Source organism: Pseudomonas sp. GM80, from assembly GCF_000282515.1.
Lineage (GTDB): Bacteria > Pseudomonadota > Gammaproteobacteria > Pseudomonadales > Pseudomonadaceae > Aquipseudomonas.
Window position 1 is genome coordinate 13,159 of sequence record NZ_AKJD01000203.1, and the last position, 18,050, is coordinate 31,208.

Genomic DNA, 18,050 nt, shown 5'->3' on the forward strand with positions numbered 1-18,050 from the left:
CCAGTGAATCAACCTCGATTTGCCCGGTCGTATCTGCGGCTGCGCGCACCGCGTCCTGAAGGCGTGGGCAGCGTGGCCGATTCCGTCGTCAAGACCTTGGTTTTAGGGAAGTGTTGAATGAAGCGCGCTACAACGATGCTGCTGACCGTGACCGCCGCCGTTTTGCTCGGTGGCTGTGTGGCGGATTTTGATGATGACCACCGCCATGGCCGGCATTACGACCGCGACCATGGCCGTAATTACGACCATGACCGGCGTTGGGATGACCGTGACGATCGCCGCGACGGGCGTCGCTACTACCGTGATCGGGATGATGATTGATTGAACAGAAAAGGGCGTCCCGCGATGGGACGCCCTTTGTTGTTAAAAATGAGCGCTCGCCTGGACGCTGGATCGCGCAGGCACAGAGGCCTCGATGTCCAGCAAATGGGTGGCGAGAATGTCGCTCAGAAAGCGGAACTGATCGTTGATGCCCACCACTTCATTGCTGAAATGATTGGTGGCGGCGGGCATCAGCAAATCTTCAAAATCTTCGTTGAACAGCAGCGCCTGCGCTTTGTGCGACACCGCGTGCTGGTCGTAGTAGTTGCTGCCGAACACCGGGAAACTCACGGAGAGGGTGACGTGGGTGTGAATCATGTTGTGTGCTCCTCGTTGTGTCTCGGATGGGGTAATCGTGCCTATCGTTGGCGGCGGGCGGAAGGCAATCGTGGCGATGGTGAATATCGACGACAGTGATGGTTCGGGTTTTTGTGTGAATTTGCGGGCCCCATCGAATTTGCGGGCCCCATCGCTGGCAAGCCAGCTCCCACAGGGAGCCATGTTGTGGCTAAGGTTATGTTTCCAACATAAGTCTTTGTGGGAGCTGGCTTGCCAGCGATGAGGCCGGTACATCCACCATCAGGCCCGGCTGATCCACCTATAATCAAAACTGCCTCTTCCTCATTCAAAGGACGCCCTCACCGTGAACCTGCGTGCGCTGGTCGTCGCCGCACTGTTCCTCCTGGCCGGCTGCGCCACGTCGGCGCGAGCCCCGGTGTCAGCGCCGCAGGCCGTGGTGGTTTCGCCTGCGACCTGGCAGCAGATCGACCGCGAAATCGTCAGCGCTTCGCAACAGGCCACCGAGCAGGTCAAGCTGTTCGCCCGTGGCTCGATGGAACATTGGCGTACTCGCGTCTATGAGCAAACTGAAGAAAATTTCATCCCGTGGTTCAGCAGCTACTGGACGCAGGAATGGCTGTCGATGAAGGTCAGTTGGTACACGATCAGCGCTGGCGGAGAGCAGGATGCTTCGGCCAAGCGTCTGGCGACGTATCTGCTTGAGCAATATCAGGAAAAAGTGCTGGCGCCGGTGGCGGTGGAGATTGATCCAGATGCGATTCTGGGTCAGGCCACGGCGTTCTATGCGCAGTTGATGGCGCAGCAAATGCCGCTCATCGCCCAACGTCATGGCGTGCCGGTTGCGCAGCTCAATGGCCGTCTGCAAAAGATTCCGGCGATTGCCCTCGGCCCGCCCCCGGCGCGCGATGCTTCGCTGTTTCAGGTCATCAGCACCGAACCGCTGAACACCTTGCCGGCCTATGCCGCGCTGATTGACAAGATCCACACCGATGGCGGCGCCAAGGGCATTGCCTCGACCGACGCCGGCATGGCGCCGGTGGCCAAGCGGGCCAGCCAGCGCATTGAAGCGGAAATGGCGCCTCGCAGTGCGGCGAGTGCCGTCGCCGCTGCCGCGGGCAAGCTCGCCGGGGCAATGATCTCGGTGGGCGTGGTGGGCATCCGCGCGATCATTCAGGCCAACGATCGCCCTGACAGCGAAGCACTGATCCGTAGCAGCCTGGGCAACACCTTCGACAAGGCCTGGTTGAAACTGGTGCAGAACCCGACCACCGGCGTCATGGCGGGTACGCTGCACATGGCCGGGCAGATCGAGCGCAATCTCGGGGCGAGTGACGCGCCGTCGGTCGGGTTGGGTGCCAATCGTGTCGAATGGCAGCCACCGCAATCGACCAATCAGCAGATCGAACCCAACGTGCAAGGAGAATGATCATGGCTTACATCGATATTTTTGTAGCATCCGTGCCGACCGCCAATCGTGAGCAGTACAAGCAGCACTGCATCATTGCCGCCAAGCTGTTCAAGGAATACGGCGCCCTGAGCGTGGTCGAGTGTTGGGGTGATGACGTGCCGGACGGCAAGCTCACCTCGTTCCCGATGGCAGTGAAACTCAAGGACGGCGAGACCGTAGCGTCCGGCTGGCTGATCTGGCCAGACAAGGCCACCCGCGATGCCGGCATGGCAAAAATGATGGAAGACCCGCGCATGCAACCGGACGTCAACCCGATGCCCTTCGACGGCCAGCGGATGATATACGGCGGCTTCCAGGATCTCCTCGAACCCTGAACCACACCCACACCCCTGTAGGAGCTGCGGCACGCTGCGATCTTTTGATCTTTTTTTACAATCAACATCAAAAGATCGCAGCGTGCCGCAGCTCCTACAGGGAATGTTGTCACTCGGGTGAGGGGGTGATGCGGCAGCTTTTGCGCTCGCGAATCTGTTCGTCCGTGGGGCGTTCGCGGACGAATTCGAAGCGCGGTTCACCCTCGCTGTAATGCACCAGCCAGCCCCATTCCAATTCCTGTTCGTCCTGCCCGGGCTGCGGCGGGCGGGCCCACCATGGCTCTTTGCTGAGGATCTCGCGCATGGCGGCCTCCGTTGATGGCAATCCTTGAACTATAGCCTCCCGTGACGAGTCGTCAGTTCAGGCTGTGTAGAATCCGGCGGATCAGGATAAACAGGGGAGCAGGGCCATGAACGATGAAGCGAAGCGACTGTTTTTCGCCCTCGATTGCCCGCCGGCGCAGCGCAAGGCAATTGCTCAGTGGCGTGGGGAGTTGGGTTTGCGCACCGGTAAGCCGGTGCCCGCGGATAACTTTCATCTGACATTGCTGTTCCTCGGTGCTGTGCCGCTGGCGCAGATCAACGAGGTTTGCGAGGCGGCTGGCAACGTGCGAAAACCGGGTGAGCCGTTGCGGATTGCGCTGGATCGTTTGCAGGTCTGGCATCGCGCCGGCGTGTTGTCGCTGGCGCCGGAGCAGGCGCCGCAGGCTTTACTGCGGCTGGTCTACGCGCTGGAGCAGGCGATGTTGCCGTTCGGCCTTGAAGAGACTGCCCGCGAGTTTCGTCCGCACCTGACCTTGGCCCGCGACTACCGCGCACCGGAGCCGGAATCCGCCACGCCACCGGAGTTTTTCCTGCGCGCTGAACGTTTTGCCTTGTTTGAATCGCACAAGGGCCGCTATCGGATTGTGCAGGAGTGGTCGCTGATTTGAAGGCACAAAAAAAGGCGCCCGAGGGCGCCTGAATTCACCTGAACCGAGGGAGCCAGGTGAGGCCGTTCATAGCAGGGTGCAGCGGTGGTAAGGCGCTGCGCGAACGGGAAATAATTAATTCTTTAAGTACGTAAAATCGGCATTGGGTACTGTATTCAATGTGATCAAAAATCCTGTGGGAGCTGGCTTGCCAGCGATGGGGGCGGCACGTCCAGCATCATCGTTACCTGACCCACCGCTATCGCTGGCAAGCCAGCTCCCACATGTTCATCAGTGTTGTTGGAATCCCAACTCCGTAAGTTACTTACCGAGTTTCACCCGGGTCCAGCCGCGCGTCATGATGCGCTGGGTGGCAATCGGCTGATCCGGCACCGCATACAGCGTCGCCATCACCGCTTGCGACGGGTACGAACCCGGGTCGTTGCGGATCGCTTCATCCACCAATGGCGTGGCCGCCGCGTTGGCGTTGCTGTAGCCGTTGCTGTTGGTGATCTCGGCGATGATGTCCGGGCGCATCAGGAAGTCCATGAACAGGTAGGCGTTGTCGACGTTGGCGGCATCGCGCGGGATCGCGACCATGTCGTAGAAGCTGCCGGCGCCTTCCTTGGGAATGCTGTAGTCGATCACCACGTTGTTGCCCGACTCCACCGCGCGAGCCTTGGCCTGCAGCACGTCACCGGAGTAACCGACCGCCACGCAGATGTTGCCGTTGGCCAGATCGGAGATGTATTTCGAGGAATGGAAGTACGCCACGTTCGGGCGAATCTTCATGAACAGCGCCTCGGCTTCCTTGATGTGCGCGGTGTCCTTGTCGTTCACCGGGTAGCCCAGATAGTGCAGGGCGGCCGGGATCATCTCGGTCGGCGAGTCGAGGAAACTGATGCCACAGGCTTTGAGTTTTTCAGCGTTTTCCGGCTTGAACAGCAAGTCCCAGGAATTGGTCGGGGCGTTGGCGCCGAGCACTTCCTTGACCTTGGCCGGATTGAAACCGATGCCGATCGAGCCCCACATGTACGGGAACGCATGGGCGTTGTCCGGATCACTGGCGGCGGCGTTTTTCAGCAGCACCGGGTTGAGATTCTTCCAGTTCGGCAGCTTCGATTTGTCCAGCGTCTGATAGACGCCGGCCTTGATCTGCTTGGCCAGGAAACTGTTCGACGGCACGACCAGGTCATAGCCGGATTTGCCCGCCAGCAAACGCGCCTCAAGGGTCTCGTTGCTGTCGAAGACGTCGTAGGTCACGCGGATGCCGGTCTCGTCTTCGAACTTCTTGACGGTGTCCGGTGCAATGTAATCGGACCAGTTGTAAACACGCAGCACCTTGTCGTTGGCCTGGGCGCCCATGACCATCGCGCCCATTAAGGACAGTGTCAGCAGAGTCCTGCCAAACATATTCATCGGTACAACTCCATTCTTCTTATTCAAAAAACTTTAATCAAAAGCACAAACCAGCTGTACACATAACCTTGTGGCGAGGGGATTTATCCCCGTTGGGCTGCGAAGCAGCCCCTTGCAGTTCAACCTGAAAACTGTGTATTCAGGTTTTACGACTGCTGAGCAGCCGAACGGGGATAAATCCCCTCGCCACAGTTGTTCATCGGTGTTGCTTAGGCAGTCGCCGTTGCCGGCTGTTGCCACGACTCGTTTGCGGTCTGATCCATCGCTTCCTGAATTGCCCGCTTGCGGTTGGCCTCTGCCTTGCGGCCGAAGTACCAGACCAGGAAGGTCACCAAGGAAACCGCCAGCAGAATCAGGCTCGCCACCGCGTTGATCTCAGGCTTCACGCCCAGACGCACCGCCGAGAACACTTCCATCGGCAAGGTCGTCGAGCCCGGCCCGGAAACGAAGCTGGCCAACACCAGGTCATCCAGCGACAAGGCGAACGACATCATCCCGCCCGCTGCCAGCGACGGCGCGATCATTGGAATGGTGATCAGGAAAAACACCTTGAACGGCTTCGCTCCGAGATCCATCGCCGCTTCTTCGATCGACAGATCCAGTTCACGCAGGCGGGCGGAGACTACCACCGCCACATAGGCGGCACAAAAAGTGGTGTGGGCGATCCAGATCGTGACGATGCCACGCTCCTGCGGCCAGCCGATCAACTGCGCCATCGCCACAAACAGCAGCAACAGCGACAGACCGGTGATCACCTCCGGCATCACCAACGGCGCGGTCACCAGACCACCAAACAGCGTGCGACCCTTGAAGCGCGTCACACGAGTCAGCACGAAGGCGGCGAGGGTGCCCAATGCAACAGCGGCAATCGCGGTGTAGCAGGCGATTTCCAGCGAGCGCACCACCGAGCCCATCAGTTGCGTGTTGTCGAGCAAACCGACGTACCACTTCACCGACCAGCCACCCCACACCGTCACCAGTTTGGATGCGTTGAACGAGTAGATCACCAGAATCAGCATCGGCAGATAAATGAACATCAGGCCGAAGATCAGCATGAACTTGGAAAAACCGAAGCGTTTCATCCCCGTGCCTCCATCTCTTTGGCCTGGCTGCGGTTGAACAGCAGAATCGGCACAATCAGGATCAACAGCATCACCACCGCCAGCGCAGACGCCACAGGCCAGTCGCGGTTATTGAAGAACTCTTGCCACAGCACGCGACCGATCATCAGCGTCTCCGGGCCACCCAACAGTTCAGGGATCACGAACTCACCGACCACCGGAATGAACACCAGCATGCAGCCGGCGATAATCCCGTTCTTGGCCAGCGGCACGGTGATTTTCCAGAAGTTGTTGAAGTTGCTCGAACCCAGATCCTGCGCGGCTTCCAGCAGGCTGCCGTCGTGCTTGACGAGGTTGGCGTACAGCGGCAACACCATGAACGGCAGGTAGGCGTAAACCACACCGATATAGACGGCGGTGTTGGTGTTGAGGATCTCGATAGGGTGATCGGTGAGCCCCGTCCACATCAGAAACGCGTTGAGCAAACCGTTGTTGCTGAGGATGCCCATCCACGCGTAAACGCGGATCAGGATCGCGGTCCAGGTCGGCATCATGATCAACAGCAGCAGGACGTTTTGCGTTTCCTTGCCGGTTTTGGTGATCGCATAGGCCATCGGGAAACCGATCAGCAGGCACATCATTGTGCTCAGCGCCGCGACTTTCAGCGAACCGAGGTAGGCCGACAGGTACAGCTCGTCTTCGCCGAGCATGGTGTAGTTGCCGATGTTCAGCAGCAGCTGGAATTTCTGTTCGGCGTAGGTGTAGATCTCCGAGTACGGCGGGATCGACAGCGCGGCTTCCGAGAAGCTGATCTTCATCACCAGGAAAAACGGCAGCATGAAGAACAAGAACAGCCAGATGAACGGAATACCGATCACCAGTTTTCGTCCGCTGGGCACCAGGCGCAGGAATTGCTGATTGAAGGTTCTCATGAGCGCAGTACCACGCCGCTGTCGTCTTCCCACCACACGTAGACTTTGTCGTCCCAGGTCGGACGCGCGCCACGGCGTTCGGCGTTGGCCATGAACGACTGGACGATTTTGCCGCCGGGCAATTCGACGTAGAACACCGAGTGGCCGCCGAGGTAGGCGATGTCATGCACTTTGCCTTCGGACCAGTTGTAGCGGAACTCGGGTTGGGTGGTGCTGACGAGCATTTTTTCCGGACGGATCGCGTAGGTGATCGACTTGTCCTGCACCGAGGTGCTGACGCCGTGACCGACGTAGATCTTCTGCTGCAAGTCCGGGCTGTGGATGATCGCGTGACCTTCAAGGTCTTCCACCACGGTGCCGTCGAAGGCGTTCACGTTGCCGATGAATTCGCAGACCATGCGGCTGACCGGTGCTTCATAAATGTCGATCGGGCTGCCGATCTGGGCGATCCAGCCGAGGTGCATGATCGCGATGCGCTCGGCCATGGTCATGGCTTCTTCCTGGTCGTGGGTCACCATCACGCAGGTCACGCCAACACGTTCGATGATCTGCACCAGTTCCAGTTGCATCTGCGAACGCAGCTTTTTATCCAGCGCACCCATCGGTTCGTCGAGCAGCAACAGCTTCGGACGTTTGGCCAGGGAGCGGGCGAGGGCGACGCGTTGACGCTGACCGCCGGACAACTGATGCGGTTTGCGTTTGGCGTATTGGGTCATGTGCACCAGGCGCAGCATTTCATCGACGCGGGCATCGATTTCACTGGCTGGCAAACGGTCCTGCTTCAGGCCGAAGGCGATGTTCTGCGCCACGGTCATGTGTGGGAACAGCGCGTAAGACTGGAACATCATATTGATCGGCCGCTCGTACGGCGGCATGTCAGTGATGTCCACGCCGTCGAGCAGAATCCGCCCTTCAGTCGGCCGTTCGAAACCGGCGAGCATGCGCAGCAGGGTCGATTTGCCCGAACCGGAGCCGCCGAGCAGGGCGAAGATTTCGCCCTGATGGATCTCCAGGGACACATCGTCCACTGCGGTGGTTTCGTCGAACTTCTTGGTGACACGATCGACTTTCACCAGCACCTTTTTCGGTTGCTGATGACCTTCAAGTGCCTTCCTGTAAGTGCTGGAGGCGTTTGCCATGTGAAACTCCCAACAGGTTTCAGTCGCGCGGCCAATGTGGCCGGGCTTAAGTGGATTGCAAGCCAGGAACAACCATCCCCCTCACACATGGCCCTGTAGGAGCTGCCGAAGGCTGCGATCCTTTGATCTTGTTTTTTACAATCAACATCAAAAGATCGCAGCCTTCGGCAGCTCCTACAGGGGCCACGTTTTCAGTGGGTTGCCCTGGCTTGGTCGGCGCCGCCGTCCTGGCTGCCTGGGTCGTACTTGTTGTTATTACGGGTGTTGCTGTTCACGAATGACGGATGCGCGCAGGCACACCCGATATTCATGGGGGCAGTAAATCGTTACTAATTCCTGGGTTGGATCAGCGCTGGTTGCGCCGCGCCGCCCGTTGCCGGCAAGCCTCGCCGAATGCCTGGAAAATCTTCAGGTAGTTCGGGTTGTCGAGCACTTGCCATTCCGGGTGCCATTGCACGCCGAGGGCGAAGGTCGGGCTGTGCTCGACCGAGACCGCCTCGATCAAACCGTCCGGCGCCAGCGCTTCGGCACGCAGGCCGGGCGCGAGGCGGTCGATGCCCTGGCTGTGAATCGAGTTGACCTGAAACTCGCCCGGCAGCTCCAGTGCTTCGAACACACCGCCACCAAGCACGGTCACCGCATGGGCCGGTGCGTATTGCACGGCCACATCAGGGCTGTCGGCTTCGCGGTGATCGAGCATGCCCGGCAGCTCATGCACCTTTTGATGCAGGCTGCCGCCGAACGCCACGTTCATTTCCTGGAAGCCCCGGCAAATGCCGAGCACCGGAACGCCCGCCGCGATGGCTGCACGTAATAGAGGAAGGGTGGTGGCATCCCGCGCCGGATCGTGATCCGTGCCGGGGGCGCTGGCCGGGCCTTGATAGTGGAAGGGTTCCACGTTGGAGGGCGAGCCGGTCAGCAGCAGACCGTCGAGTTGACCGAGCAGGTCTTCGATTTCAGTCAGGTTGCCAAGGGAAGGAATGACCACTGGCAACCCTTCAGCGCCAACGGTGACAGCACGTAAGTACTTGTCGCCGCTGATGTGATAGGGATGCAGGCCAATCTGTTTGACGCACGCAGTAACACCGATCAATGGCTTGAATGCCATTTTTATTCACCTCGAAGTTTGACACTTGAACGAGCTTTTCCGGAGCTTAGCCTCGTTGATTTTAATTAACAACTGCCATGTAAAAAATTCTAAACGCCATTCATCATATCTTCATGATTTTCGGGGCTCTGGCGCCTGTATTGGCACTCAAGTGTTAAAAAAAGCCTGAAAAATAAACCCTGAGCGGTCATCTGTTCGCTATTGACTTCACTTTGCCGTTCGGGTTGACTGGCTCGGCGAAACAGCAGTGAACATAATAATTAACAGCTAAATAGGTGCATCATGTCGGTCCCTCTGCGTACCGTTCAACTCAACGAAGCAAACGCATTCCTTAAGAAATATCCTGAGGTTTTGTACGTCGACCTTCTGATTGCGGATATGAACGGTGTGGTGCGCGGCAAGCGCATCGAACGCACCAGTCTTCATAAGGTTTATGAGAAAGGCATCAACCTGCCGGCCTCGCTTTTCGCCCTCGACATCAACGGCTCCACGGTGGAAAGCACCGGCCTGGGTCTGGACATCGGCGACGCTGACCGCATCTGCTACCCGATCCCCGGCACCCTGAGCATCGAGCCGTGGCAGAAACGCCCAACCGCACAACTCTTGATGACCATGCACGAGATCGAAGGCCAGCCGTTCTTCGCTGACCCGCGTGAAGTGCTGGCCAACGTCGTGCGCAAATTCGACGACCTCGGTCTGACCATCTGCGCCGCATTCGAACTCGAGTTCTATCTGATCGATCAGGACAACGTGAACGGTCGTCCGCAATCGCCACGTTCGCCAGTGTCCGGCAAGCGTCCGGTGTCGACTCAGGTGTACCTGATCGACGATCTCGACGAATACGTCGATTGCCTGCAAGACATCCTCGAAGGCGCGAAAGAGCAGGGCATCCCGGCTGACGCGATCGTCAAGGAAAGCGCCCCGGCGCAATTCGAAGTCAACCTGCATCACGTCTCCGACCCGATCAAGGCGTGCGATTACGCGGTCCTGCTCAAGCGTCTGGTGAAGAACATCGCCTACGACCACGAGATGGACACCACCTTCATGGCCAAGCCGTATCCGGGCCAGGCGGGCAACGGTCTGCACGTACACATTTCGATCCTGGACAAAGAAGGCAACAACATCTTCGCCAGCGAGGATCCCGAGCAGAACGCCGCACTGCGTCACGCGATCGGCGGTGTGCTGGAGACCCTGCCTGCGCAAATGGCGTTCCTGTGCCCGAACGTCAACTCGTACCGCCGTTTTGGCGCGCAGTTCTACGTACCGAACTCGCCAAGCTGGGGCATCGACAACCGCACCGTGGCCGTGCGGGTACCGACCGGTTCGCCGGACGCCGTGCGCATCGAACACCGTGTTGCTGGCGCCGACGCCAACCCGTACTTGCTGATGGCTTCTGTTCTGGCCGGTATTCACCACGGTCTGACCAACAAGATCGAGCCGGGCGCGCCGGTTGAAGGCAACAGCTACGAGCAGAACGAACAGAGCCTGCCGAACAACCTGCGCGACGCACTGCGCGAGCTGGACGACAGCGAAGTCATGGCCCGCTACATCGACCCGATGTACATCGACGTGTTTGTCGCGTGCAAGGAAAGCGAATTGGCCGAGTTCGAGAACTCGATCTCTGACCTTGAGTACAACTGGTATCTGCACACAGTCTGACGGTTGACCCACCGCCGTAACCCTGTAGGAGCTGCCGAAGGCTGCGATCTTTTGATCTTGCTTTTAAAAAATAAAAGTCAAAAGATCGCAGCCTTCGGCAGCTCCTACAGGGGGTCGGGTTAGCAGATTTTGATCGGCGGCGTTCGTCCGCCGATCACCCCATCCCCCTTGTCGAGCCACAACAATGACAACGACCCGCAACGACTGGGAACAACGCTTCCAGTCCCTGACCATCGAAGCCCGCGCGTTCATCAACGGTGAATACCGCCCGGCCATCAGTGGCGATACCTTCGAATGCCTGAGCCCCGTCGACGGCCGTTTCCTCGCCTCCGTGGCCAGCACCGATGAAGCCGACGCCAACCTCGCCGTTGAAGTCGCGCGCCAGTCTTTTGAATCCGGCGTGTGGGCGAAAAAAGCCCCGGCCGAGCGCAAGCGCATTCTGATCCGCTTCGCCGATCTGATCCTGCAGAACCAGGAAGAACTGGCGCTGCTGGAAACCCTCGACATGGGTAAACCGATCAGCGATTCGATGAGCATCGACATCCCGGCGACCGCCAACGCGATCCGCTGGAGCGCCGAAGCCATCGACAAGATCTACGATGAAGTCGCCGCGACTCCGCACGACCAACTCGGCCTCGTCACCCGCGAGCCATCCGGCGTGGTCGCGGCCATCGTGCCGTGGAACTTCCCGCTGATCATGGCCAGCTGGAAGTTCGCTCCGGCGCTGGCCGCAGGCAACTCGTTCATTCTCAAACCTTCGGAAAAGTCGCCGCTGACGGCGATCCGCATCGCGCAGTTGGCGCTGGATGCCGGCATTCCGAAAGGCGTGTTCAACGTCCTGCCAGGCTTCGGCCACACCGTCGGCAAAGCGTTGGCGTTGCACATGGACGTCGACGTGCTGGCCTTCACCGGCTCCACGGCGATTGCCAAGCAACTGATGATTTATGCCGGCCAAAGCAACATGAAACGCGTCTGGCTCGAAGCAGGGGGCAAGAGCCCGAACGTGGTGTTTGCCGACGCACCGGACTTGCGCGCGGCAGCACAAGCAGCGGCCGGCGCCATTGCCTTCAACCAGGGCGAAGTCTGCACCGCCGGTTCGCGTTTGCTGGTCGAGCGTTCGATCCGCGAACAGTTCATCCCTTTGTTGGTGGAAGCGCTGCAAGCGTGGAAACCGGGTCACGCACTGGATCCGGCGACCACCGTCGGCGCCGTGGTCGATCAGCGTCAACTCGACAACGTGCTGCGCTACATCAGCATCGGTCGTGAGCAGGGCGCCGAGCTGATTACTGGCGGCCAGCGCACCCTCGAAGAAACCGGCGGCCTCTATGTGCAACCGGCGCTCTTCGACGGCGTGACCAACGCAATGACCATCGCCCAGGAAGAAATTTTCGGCCCGGTGCTGTCGCTGATCACCTTCGACACCGCCGAAGAAGCGCTGCAGATCGCCAACGACAGCATCTTCGGCCTCGCCGCCGGCGTGTGGACCAGCAATCTCAGCAAGGCGCACACCTTCGCCCGCGGCCTGCGTGCCGGCAGCGTCTGGGTCAACCAGTACGACGGCGGCGACATGACCGCGCCGTTCGGTGGCTTCAAACAGTCGGGCAACGGCCGCGATAAATCGCTGCACGCGTTCGACAAGTACACCGAGCTGAAAGCGACCTGGATCAAGCTCTGACTCTATTACAGCGGTGGTCGCCGTTCATTGGCGGCCCTCGGAGAAACGTATGAAACAGCAACACGTAAACAGCTACTACGCCGCCACTCGCAACGAAGTCATCGACTTCCCGGCTCTGGAAGAAGCGGTGGACTGCGATGTCTGCATCATCGGCGCGGGCTACACCGGCCTGTCCTCGGCACTGTTCCTGACCGAGGCCGGCTACAAAGTGACCGTGCTGGAAGCGGCGAAAGTCGGCTACGGCGCCAGCGGTCGCAACGGCGGTCAACTGGTCAACTCCTATAGCCGCGACGTCGATGTGATCGAAGAGCGCTACGGCGACAAGACCGCGGAAATTCTCGGCAGCATGATCTTCGAAGGCGCCGACATCATCCGTTCGCGCATCAAGGAATACGACATCAAATGCGACTACCGCCCGGGCGGTATCTTCGCAGCGATGAACAAAAAACAACTCAACGGTCTGGCCGAGCAAAAGCGCAGTTGGGAACGTTACGGCAACCGCAATCTGAAGATGCTCGACGCGGCCGACATTCGTCGTGAGGTCGGCTCCGATGCTTACGTCGGTGGCCTGCTGGACATGCAAGGCGGGCATATTCACCCACTGAACCTGGCGCTGGGTGAAGCCGCCGCCATCGTGCGTCTGGGTGGCAAAATCTACGAGCAATCCGCTGCCGTGGAAATCACCTATGGCGAGCCGATTACCGTGCGCACTGCCAAAGGCCTGGTGCGCGCCAAGTACCTGCTGATCGCCGGCAACGCCTACCTGCCGCAAGGTCTGGACAACCGCGTGACCGCGAAAAGCATGCCGTGCGGCTCACAGATCGTTGTCACCGAACCGTTGACCGAGAAACAGGCCCGCAGCCTGATCACCAACAATTACTGCGTCGAAGACTGCAATTACTTGCTGGATTACTACCGCCTGACTGCCGACAACCGCCTGCTCTACGGCGGCGGTGTGGTCTACGGCGCGCGCGAACCGGACGATATCGAACAACTGATCCGCCCGAAGATCCTCAAGACCTTCCCGCAACTCAAAGACGTCAAAATCGATTACCGCTGGACCGGCAATTTCCTGCTGACGATGTCACGCATGCCGCAATTCGGCCGTATCGAGAAAAACGCCTACTACATGCAAGGCTACAGCGGCCATGGCGTTACGTGCTCGCACCTGGCCGGCAAACTGATCTCGGAAATGATCCGTGGCGACGCCGAGCGCTTCGACGCCTTCGCGTCCTTGCCGCACATGCCAATGCTCGGCGGCCGCACCTTCTCGGCGCCGCTGACGGCCCTGGGCGCCGTCTACTATTCGCTGCGCGACCGCTTCGGCATCTGAGTTACCTCCCCGGCGGCGGTCCCCAAGGCCCCGCCGGTTTTTCTTATCGCAACACCGCAGATATCCAGATGTGGGCGCTGGCTTGCCAGCGATGAGGCCAGCCAACACAACATCAATCCGACTGAAACACCAAAGATCAAATTGTAGGAGTGAGCCTGCTCGCGATGAGGCCAGCCCAGTCAACATCCCTCCCGCTGACACACCACAAAATCCTGTGGGAGCTGGCTTGCCAGCGATAGCGGCCGATCAGCAAAAGGGATGTTGAATGTGCCACCCAATCGCTGGCAAGCCAGCTCCCACAGGTTTTGCATTCAGCCCGGAATTACCACCGGCAGGTTCATTTCACCCACCGTCCATCGAACCTGCTGAGCAACACCGGCAAACGTGATTTAATAGCCGCCTTTCACGGTTCCGGGACACGGGAGCAACGTGATCCGCGCCCTCGGCGCGTCACCCGCCACCCACCCCCATCGCCCTTAAGTCGTTCTCACATAAGGCTGTCATGGATACGGGTTCTCGACTCAAACTAGTACGCGAAAGCTACAAACTCTCCCAGCGCGAGCTGGCCCGGCGTAGCGGCGTGACCAATGCCACCATCTCCCTGATCGAACAGAATCGCGTCAGCCCTTCCGTCAGCTCATTGAAAAAGCTGCTCGAAGGCATCCCGATGTCCCTGGCCGACTTCTTCACCTTCGACCAGCCCCCGCGCGAACATCAATACGTATTCCGCGCCAACGAACAGCCGGATCTGGGCCGCCATGGCCTGCGCCTGCTGCTGATCGGCGCCTCGGTGCCAAGCCGCCAGATGCGCCTGCTGCGCGAGCAATACGCGCCGGGCGCAAGTTCCGGGGAAGAGCCGATTGTGCATGCCGAGGGCGAGGAGTGTGGGCTTGTGACGCGCGGGACTGTTGAGTTGACCGTGGATGGCTCGGTGAGTGTTTTGAATGCGGGGGATGGGTACTATTTTCCGACGACGCTGCCGCATAAGTTCCGCAATATCGGGGCGGATGAGGCGGAGATTATCAGTGCGAATACGCCGGCGAATTTTTGAAAATACTTTCTCCAAGTACGAACTTTCCCGTTATGGAGACTTGGCTTCTCGTCAGTGAAAGTAGAGAGGCGGCTAGGCCTGTTTAATTAAAGAGGCCTAGCCGTTTTTAAGTTTTAATTATTTCTTTTTGCTTTGCTGTAACTCTGCACCAGGATCGCTGCAGTGTTGGTTTTGGCATTGCTGTGGAGTAGCGTTTTCCGTAACAATAAAATCCCCCCTTGCAGCTCCACGTGCTGCACATCTGTCGCACCATACTTCGTGTTTTATATCGTATCCGTTGATATTCCCTGCTTTCATCTCATCTCTCCTTAAGGTTGTATGGCTGATCCGAACGCTATCAAATCGCTATCGCTATTTCCATGCCCAATCACGGATATATGGGGCTATCGAAAAAATATGGGGGTGAAATGACAGCCAATTTCCGAACCTATTTCTTCTACGTTGCAGTCTCAAACCCCCGCTGTTCAATTACCCGAAACACATCACTCACATCCTGCACGATGATTCTGGCGATGTTGGTCACGGTGTTGATGTCGTGTTCGGCGTAGTCGGGGAGGCCGGTGCAGGCGATGAGGTCGAGGTATTTGAGGACGGCATTGAGGCGTTCGGCTAGGCAGGCGTGGAGGTCACGAATTGGGGCGTCGGCGTCGATGAGGAGGACAGGGTGGTCGGTGGCGGGGTGGGACATGTGGGCGTAGTGGTGGAGCGGTTTTTTGATCGTCATAAGATTGCTCTTCAAATAATTAAGAAGTGCCACCTTTCTGCTGCGAAACAAAGGGGTGGCAGCTGTATGCGGGTTCGCAGACCGGAGAAGAGCCAAACCGGCAGACCCGAAGGTCTCCCACACACAGCCGCCATATAACGAAACGGCGGCGAATTTTGCCACAGTTGTCATCTAGCGGTGTGTGTCACTTCTGAGGGCTGCGAAACCCATCGCCAACTGCGGTCAGCGACAACCCCACTCTAGGCAGCAATTCCCGCATCCACAACCGACCTGTAGGACGCAAACCCAACCCTGTGGCGAGGGGATTTATCCCCGATCGGCGACGCAGTCGTCGTAATCCGGCGCCCACGCTATGTCAGGAGAAGTCAGCTCGCCGGATTGGGGCCGCTTCGCAGCCCAGCGGGGATGAATCCCCTCGCCACAAGGGGTGTTTTCCTACGCGTTTTTCAGACTTCAAATTCAGTCGAATCTCAAATCATGGCTTTGCATCCCGTTTGGAACTTTCCTTTAAAACGATGTCAATTTGATGGCGTGTCGCGACGCCCATTTCGATCGGATCATCCAGTGCCGGGCTGTTTCCCGGCAAACCCAAGGAAGTGTGAGATGAAACTGATTCTTGCGATGTTGTTGATGTTCAGCGGTTACGCTTTTGCCGGTTGCGGCAATATTGATGACCATGACCAACGTGCCTATTGCTATACACGGGAGAGTGGTGGCAGTTGCGGCAACATTGATGATCATGATTTGCGTGAGCGCTGCAATGCGGAAAATGGCAATGGCTCCTGTGGCAACATTGCTGATCACGACCAGCGCACTTATTGCAATGCCAGGAAGAGCGGCGGCAGTTGCGGCAATATCGATAATCATGATTTGCGTGAGCGCTGTAATGCAGAAAATGGCAACGGCTCCTGCGGCAACATTAGTGATCATGACCAGCGCACTTATTGCGAGGCCATGAAGGGTAATGGGAGCTGCGGCAATATCAGCGACCATGACTTGCGTACCCGGTGTGATGCCAATAAGCGCTGATAACGATGGTGAAGACAGCCCGGCTATGAGCCGGGCTTTTTTATGTAGTGAGCATCACGGATTAGCCGTTCGTTGCTTTCATTTTGCCTTCCATCGTCCACCCCCACTTTCACAATCAATCTTCGCCTGCCCCAGATTCTCCGCACCGTAGTAGTACGTGGTCACCTGCGCACCATCAGGAATATTCAACGCTTTGGCGTTTTTATCCTTGCTGGTGGAGTGCGGGTTGGCCAGTGATTCCTGGGTGAGGGTGGCGATGCAAGTGGCTTGGTAGTGGTCATCGCACTGTTGGACCTTTTTCTTGACGGCGTTAACCATGTCTTTGCTTTCGTTGCTGCATGACCAGTCGATGGAATTGACGGGCATGCCGTCGTATTCGTAGCAGCTGTGGCCGGATACGGCCGGCACCGAGGCGCTGGAGGAGCGGGTTTCGACGTCGCAACCCTCGGCCATGACGCAGGTGGGGATGACGCTGAAAGTGGCAAGCAGGAGCAGAAATCGAATGTTCATCGCTGTTTCCTCTGCGGTGACGCCATTGCCGATCACTGACAGGGCGTCTCTTTCTTTCGAGATGACGTGGCGCAGGGAGGTTCAATCAGGTTGTTCGTTTGCACCGCTCCGGTAGACTGCCAACCATCGCGACTCTCCAGCGCCCCAAGGATCGGAACATTGCCATGATCGAAATCGGCAGCCGCAACAACGCCCCCACGCCGCAACACAAAAGCCACGATGTGTATCTGTTCAGTATCGACCCGTCGCGGCCGGCGACACCGTTCTGTTTCGAGCAGTCGATTGGCGGTGGGCATGCCGAGCAGGGCGGGGCGCGCTGGCTGGCGCTGGACGAGCTGGACGCCTGGCCCGGCCAATGTCGGGAGCACCTGAAAAAAGCCGATTGTGCCTGGGTCGTCGAGTTGCTCGATGCCCACCCCGATGCCGATCAGGCAGCGCTGGTGTCGATGATTCTCAAGCAGCATGCCGAGGCGGGTACGTCCGGTGGGCGCTTGAAGGCGATTGGCGGTTGGCTCAAGCGCAATATTCATGTTGGCGGCCGCTACGGCCTTTAACCTTCGGAGACTCCCATGACTCAGACACTCGAACGCGCCATTGCCATCGCTGCCACGGCTCATGCGGGGCAGGTCGACAAGGGCGGCGCGCCGTACATTTTGCATCCGCTGAAAGTGATGATGCGCATGTCTTCGCTGGAGGAGCGCATCGTCGCCGTGCTGCACGATGTGGTCGAGGATTGTGACATCAGCCTTGAGGACCTGCGCCAGGAAGGTTTCAGCGAGGACGTGCTGACGGCCATTGCAGCCGTCACCAAAGTGCCTGGCGAGTCCTACGAGGACTTCGTCGAACGCGCGGGCCAGAACCCGATCGGGCGAGTGGTGAAACTGGCGGATCTGGAAGAGAACAGCGACCTCTCGCGTATCGCCTCGCCGAGCTGGGAAGACCTCGAGCGGATCGAGAAGTATCGCCGCGCCATCGCAAGACTGCGCAACTGAAACCCCGTCTGGTTGAAAGGACGCCACACCGCATCCGGTAGGAGCTGCCGCAGGCTGCGATCTTTTGATCTGCTTTTTGAAGAACAAAGTCAAAAGATCGCAGC

General features: G+C 58.6%; 20 protein-coding genes. 11 read left to right on the forward strand and 9 right to left on the reverse strand.

The window, feature by feature from the left end:
* Positions 1-117: 117 nt before the first annotated feature.
* Positions 118-321, forward strand: a complete 204-nt coding sequence (locus tag PMI37_RS26335; RefSeq protein WP_007918829.1) for a hypothetical protein — start codon at positions 118-120, stop codon at positions 319-321.
* 42 nt (positions 322-363) lie between these two features.
* Here the strand turns inward: PMI37_RS26335 and PMI37_RS26340 are convergent, their stop codons facing one another.
* Complete coding sequence (locus PMI37_RS26340; RefSeq protein WP_008086894.1) at positions 364-639, reverse strand: hypothetical protein; 276 nt, start codon at positions 637-639, stop codon at positions 364-366.
* 325 nt (positions 640-964) lie between these two features.
* Between PMI37_RS26340 and PMI37_RS26345 the strand changes: the two genes are divergently transcribed.
* Together PMI37_RS26345 and PMI37_RS26350 are read left to right on the forward strand one after the other, a co-directional pair.
* Complete coding sequence (locus PMI37_RS26345; protein ID WP_008086895.1) at positions 965-2,047, forward strand: hypothetical protein; 1,083 nt, start codon at positions 965-967, stop codon at positions 2,045-2,047.
* A gap of 2 nt (positions 2,048-2,049) precedes the next feature.
* Complete coding sequence (locus tag PMI37_RS26350) at positions 2,050-2,403, forward strand: DUF1428 domain-containing protein (protein WP_008086896.1); 354 nt, start codon at positions 2,050-2,052, stop codon at positions 2,401-2,403.
* A 109-nt stretch (positions 2,404-2,512) separates the two neighbouring features.
* Here PMI37_RS26350 and PMI37_RS26355 read toward each other — a convergent pair whose 3' ends face one another.
* Positions 2,513-2,707, reverse strand: a complete 195-nt coding sequence (locus tag PMI37_RS26355) for a hypothetical protein (protein ID WP_008086897.1) — start codon at positions 2,705-2,707, stop codon at positions 2,513-2,515.
* A 106-nt stretch (positions 2,708-2,813) separates the two neighbouring features.
* Here PMI37_RS26355 and thpR point away from each other — a divergent pair, with 106 nt between their 5' ends.
* A complete protein-coding gene (gene thpR, locus PMI37_RS26360; protein ID WP_008086898.1) occupies positions 2,814-3,335 on the forward strand; it encodes an RNA 2',3'-cyclic phosphodiesterase in 522 nt (173 codons plus the stop codon).
* Between the two features lie 300 nt (positions 3,336-3,635).
* Here thpR and PMI37_RS26365 read toward each other — a convergent pair whose 3' ends face one another.
* The 5 genes from PMI37_RS26365 to PMI37_RS26385 all read right to left on the reverse strand — a co-directional run bounded on the left by PMI37_RS26365 (position 3,636) and on the right by PMI37_RS26385 (position 8,973).
* Positions 3,636-4,733: a polyamine ABC transporter substrate-binding protein gene (locus PMI37_RS26365; RefSeq protein ID WP_008086899.1), complete on the reverse strand. Its 1,098-nt coding sequence runs from the start codon at positions 4,731-4,733 to the stop codon at positions 3,636-3,638.
* Between the two features lie 209 nt (positions 4,734-4,942).
* Complete coding sequence (locus PMI37_RS26370) at positions 4,943-5,815, reverse strand: ABC transporter permease subunit (RefSeq protein WP_008086901.1); 873 nt, start codon at positions 5,813-5,815, stop codon at positions 4,943-4,945.
* Entirely contained in the window at positions 5,812-6,693 is an 882-nt protein-coding gene (locus tag PMI37_RS26375; protein ID WP_371042493.1) for an ABC transporter permease subunit, read from the reverse strand. The genes PMI37_RS26370 and PMI37_RS26375 overlap by 4 nt, the downstream gene beginning before the upstream one ends.
* 29 nt (positions 6,694-6,722) lie before the next feature.
* Positions 6,723-7,865, reverse strand: coding sequence for an ABC transporter ATP-binding protein (locus PMI37_RS26380; RefSeq protein WP_008086902.1), 1,143 nt, complete (start codon positions 7,863-7,865; stop codon positions 6,723-6,725).
* Between the two features lie 346 nt (positions 7,866-8,211).
* On the reverse strand, positions 8,212-8,973 hold the full coding sequence (locus PMI37_RS26385; protein ID WP_008086903.1) for a gamma-glutamyl-gamma-aminobutyrate hydrolase family protein: 762 nt from the start codon (positions 8,971-8,973) through the stop codon (positions 8,212-8,214).
* A 282-nt stretch (positions 8,974-9,255) separates the two neighbouring features.
* Between PMI37_RS26385 and PMI37_RS26390 the strand changes: the two genes are divergently transcribed.
* The 4 genes from PMI37_RS26390 to PMI37_RS26405 all read left to right on the forward strand — a co-directional run bounded on the left by PMI37_RS26390 (position 9,256) and on the right by PMI37_RS26405 (position 14,691).
* The gene (locus tag PMI37_RS26390; RefSeq protein WP_008086904.1) at positions 9,256-10,632 is read left to right on the forward strand and encodes a glutamine synthetase family protein; all 1,377 of its coding nucleotides are present in this window, start codon (positions 9,256-9,258) and stop codon (positions 10,630-10,632) included.
* 184 nt (positions 10,633-10,816) lie between these two features.
* Complete coding sequence (locus PMI37_RS26395; RefSeq protein ID WP_008086905.1) at positions 10,817-12,307, forward strand: aldehyde dehydrogenase; 1,491 nt, start codon at positions 10,817-10,819, stop codon at positions 12,305-12,307.
* Positions 12,308-12,356: 49 nt separating this feature from the next.
* Positions 12,357-13,640, forward strand: coding sequence for an NAD(P)/FAD-dependent oxidoreductase (locus PMI37_RS26400; protein WP_008086906.1), 1,284 nt, complete (start codon positions 12,357-12,359; stop codon positions 13,638-13,640).
* 502 nt (positions 13,641-14,142) lie between these two features.
* The gene (locus tag PMI37_RS26405) at positions 14,143-14,691 is read left to right on the forward strand and encodes a cupin domain-containing protein (RefSeq protein WP_007950154.1); all 549 of its coding nucleotides are present in this window, start codon (positions 14,143-14,145) and stop codon (positions 14,689-14,691) included.
* Between the two features lie 436 nt (positions 14,692-15,127).
* Here PMI37_RS26405 and PMI37_RS26410 read toward each other — a convergent pair whose 3' ends face one another.
* Positions 15,128-15,415: a hypothetical protein gene (locus PMI37_RS26410; protein ID WP_008086907.1), complete on the reverse strand. Its 288-nt coding sequence runs from the start codon at positions 15,413-15,415 to the stop codon at positions 15,128-15,130.
* A 603-nt stretch (positions 15,416-16,018) separates the two neighbouring features.
* On the opposite strand from PMI37_RS26410, the gene PMI37_RS26415 reads away from it, so the two are divergent.
* Positions 16,019-16,444, forward strand: a complete 426-nt coding sequence (locus tag PMI37_RS26415) for a hypothetical protein (RefSeq protein ID WP_008086908.1) — start codon at positions 16,019-16,021, stop codon at positions 16,442-16,444.
* Between the two features lie 78 nt (positions 16,445-16,522).
* Here PMI37_RS26415 and PMI37_RS26420 read toward each other — a convergent pair whose 3' ends face one another.
* Positions 16,523-16,954: a hypothetical protein gene (locus PMI37_RS26420; protein WP_008086909.1), complete on the reverse strand. Its 432-nt coding sequence runs from the start codon at positions 16,952-16,954 to the stop codon at positions 16,523-16,525.
* Between the two features lie 164 nt (positions 16,955-17,118).
* Here PMI37_RS26420 and PMI37_RS26425 point away from each other — a divergent pair, with 164 nt between their 5' ends.
* Both PMI37_RS26425 and PMI37_RS26430 read left to right on the forward strand, forming a co-directional pair.
* Positions 17,119-17,508 carry a hypothetical protein gene (locus PMI37_RS26425; protein ID WP_008086910.1) on the forward strand — a complete coding sequence of 130 codons (390 nt, stop codon included), beginning with the start codon at positions 17,119-17,121 and terminating at the stop codon, positions 17,506-17,508.
* A gap of 15 nt (positions 17,509-17,523) precedes the next feature.
* Entirely contained in the window at positions 17,524-17,946 is a 423-nt protein-coding gene (locus PMI37_RS26430; RefSeq protein ID WP_008086911.1) for an HD domain-containing protein, read from the forward strand.
* The last annotated feature ends 104 nt before the right edge of the window (positions 17,947-18,050 follow it).

Bases quoted from the DNA above. Each gene is read 5' to 3' on its own strand.
- PMI37_RS26335 (WP_007918829.1), top strand. From the start codon at position 118: ATGAAGCGCGCTACAACGATGCTGCTGACCGTGACCGCCGCCGTTTTG.
- PMI37_RS26340 (WP_008086894.1), bottom strand. From the start codon at position 639: ATGATTCACACCCACGTCACCCTCTCCGTGAGTTTCCCGGTGTTCGGC.
- PMI37_RS26350 (WP_008086896.1), top strand. From the start codon at position 2,050: ATGGCTTACATCGATATTTTTGTAGCATCCGTGCCGACCGCCAATCGT.
- PMI37_RS26355 (WP_008086897.1), bottom strand. From the start codon at position 2,707: ATGCGCGAGATCCTCAGCAAAGAGCCATGGTGGGCCCGCCCGCCGCAG.
- thpR (WP_008086898.1), top strand. From the start codon at position 2,814: ATGAACGATGAAGCGAAGCGACTGTTTTTCGCCCTCGATTGCCCGCCG.
- PMI37_RS26365 (WP_008086899.1), bottom strand. From the start codon at position 4,733: ATGAATATGTTTGGCAGGACTCTGCTGACACTGTCCTTAATGGGCGCG.
- PMI37_RS26370 (WP_008086901.1), bottom strand. From the start codon at position 5,815: ATGAAACGCTTCGGTTTTTCCAAGTTCATGCTGATCTTCGGCCTGATG.
- PMI37_RS26380 (WP_008086902.1), bottom strand. From the start codon at position 7,865: ATGGCAAACGCCTCCAGCACTTACAGGAAGGCACTTGAAGGTCATCAG.
- PMI37_RS26385 (WP_008086903.1), bottom strand. From the start codon at position 8,973: ATGGCATTCAAGCCATTGATCGGTGTTACTGCGTGCGTCAAACAGATT.
- PMI37_RS26390 (WP_008086904.1), top strand. From the start codon at position 9,256: ATGTCGGTCCCTCTGCGTACCGTTCAACTCAACGAAGCAAACGCATTC.
- PMI37_RS26395 (WP_008086905.1), top strand. From the start codon at position 10,817: ATGACAACGACCCGCAACGACTGGGAACAACGCTTCCAGTCCCTGACC.
- PMI37_RS26400 (WP_008086906.1), top strand. From the start codon at position 12,357: ATGAAACAGCAACACGTAAACAGCTACTACGCCGCCACTCGCAACGAA.
- PMI37_RS26405 (WP_007950154.1), top strand. From the start codon at position 14,143: ATGGATACGGGTTCTCGACTCAAACTAGTACGCGAAAGCTACAAACTC.
- PMI37_RS26410 (WP_008086907.1), bottom strand. From the start codon at position 15,415: ATGACGATCAAAAAACCGCTCCACCACTACGCCCACATGTCCCACCCC.
- PMI37_RS26415 (WP_008086908.1), top strand. From the start codon at position 16,019: ATGAAACTGATTCTTGCGATGTTGTTGATGTTCAGCGGTTACGCTTTT.
- PMI37_RS26420 (WP_008086909.1), bottom strand. From the start codon at position 16,954: ATGAACATTCGATTTCTGCTCCTGCTTGCCACTTTCAGCGTCATCCCC.
- PMI37_RS26425 (WP_008086910.1), top strand. From the start codon at position 17,119: ATGATCGAAATCGGCAGCCGCAACAACGCCCCCACGCCGCAACACAAA.
- PMI37_RS26430 (WP_008086911.1), top strand. From the start codon at position 17,524: ATGACTCAGACACTCGAACGCGCCATTGCCATCGCTGCCACGGCTCAT.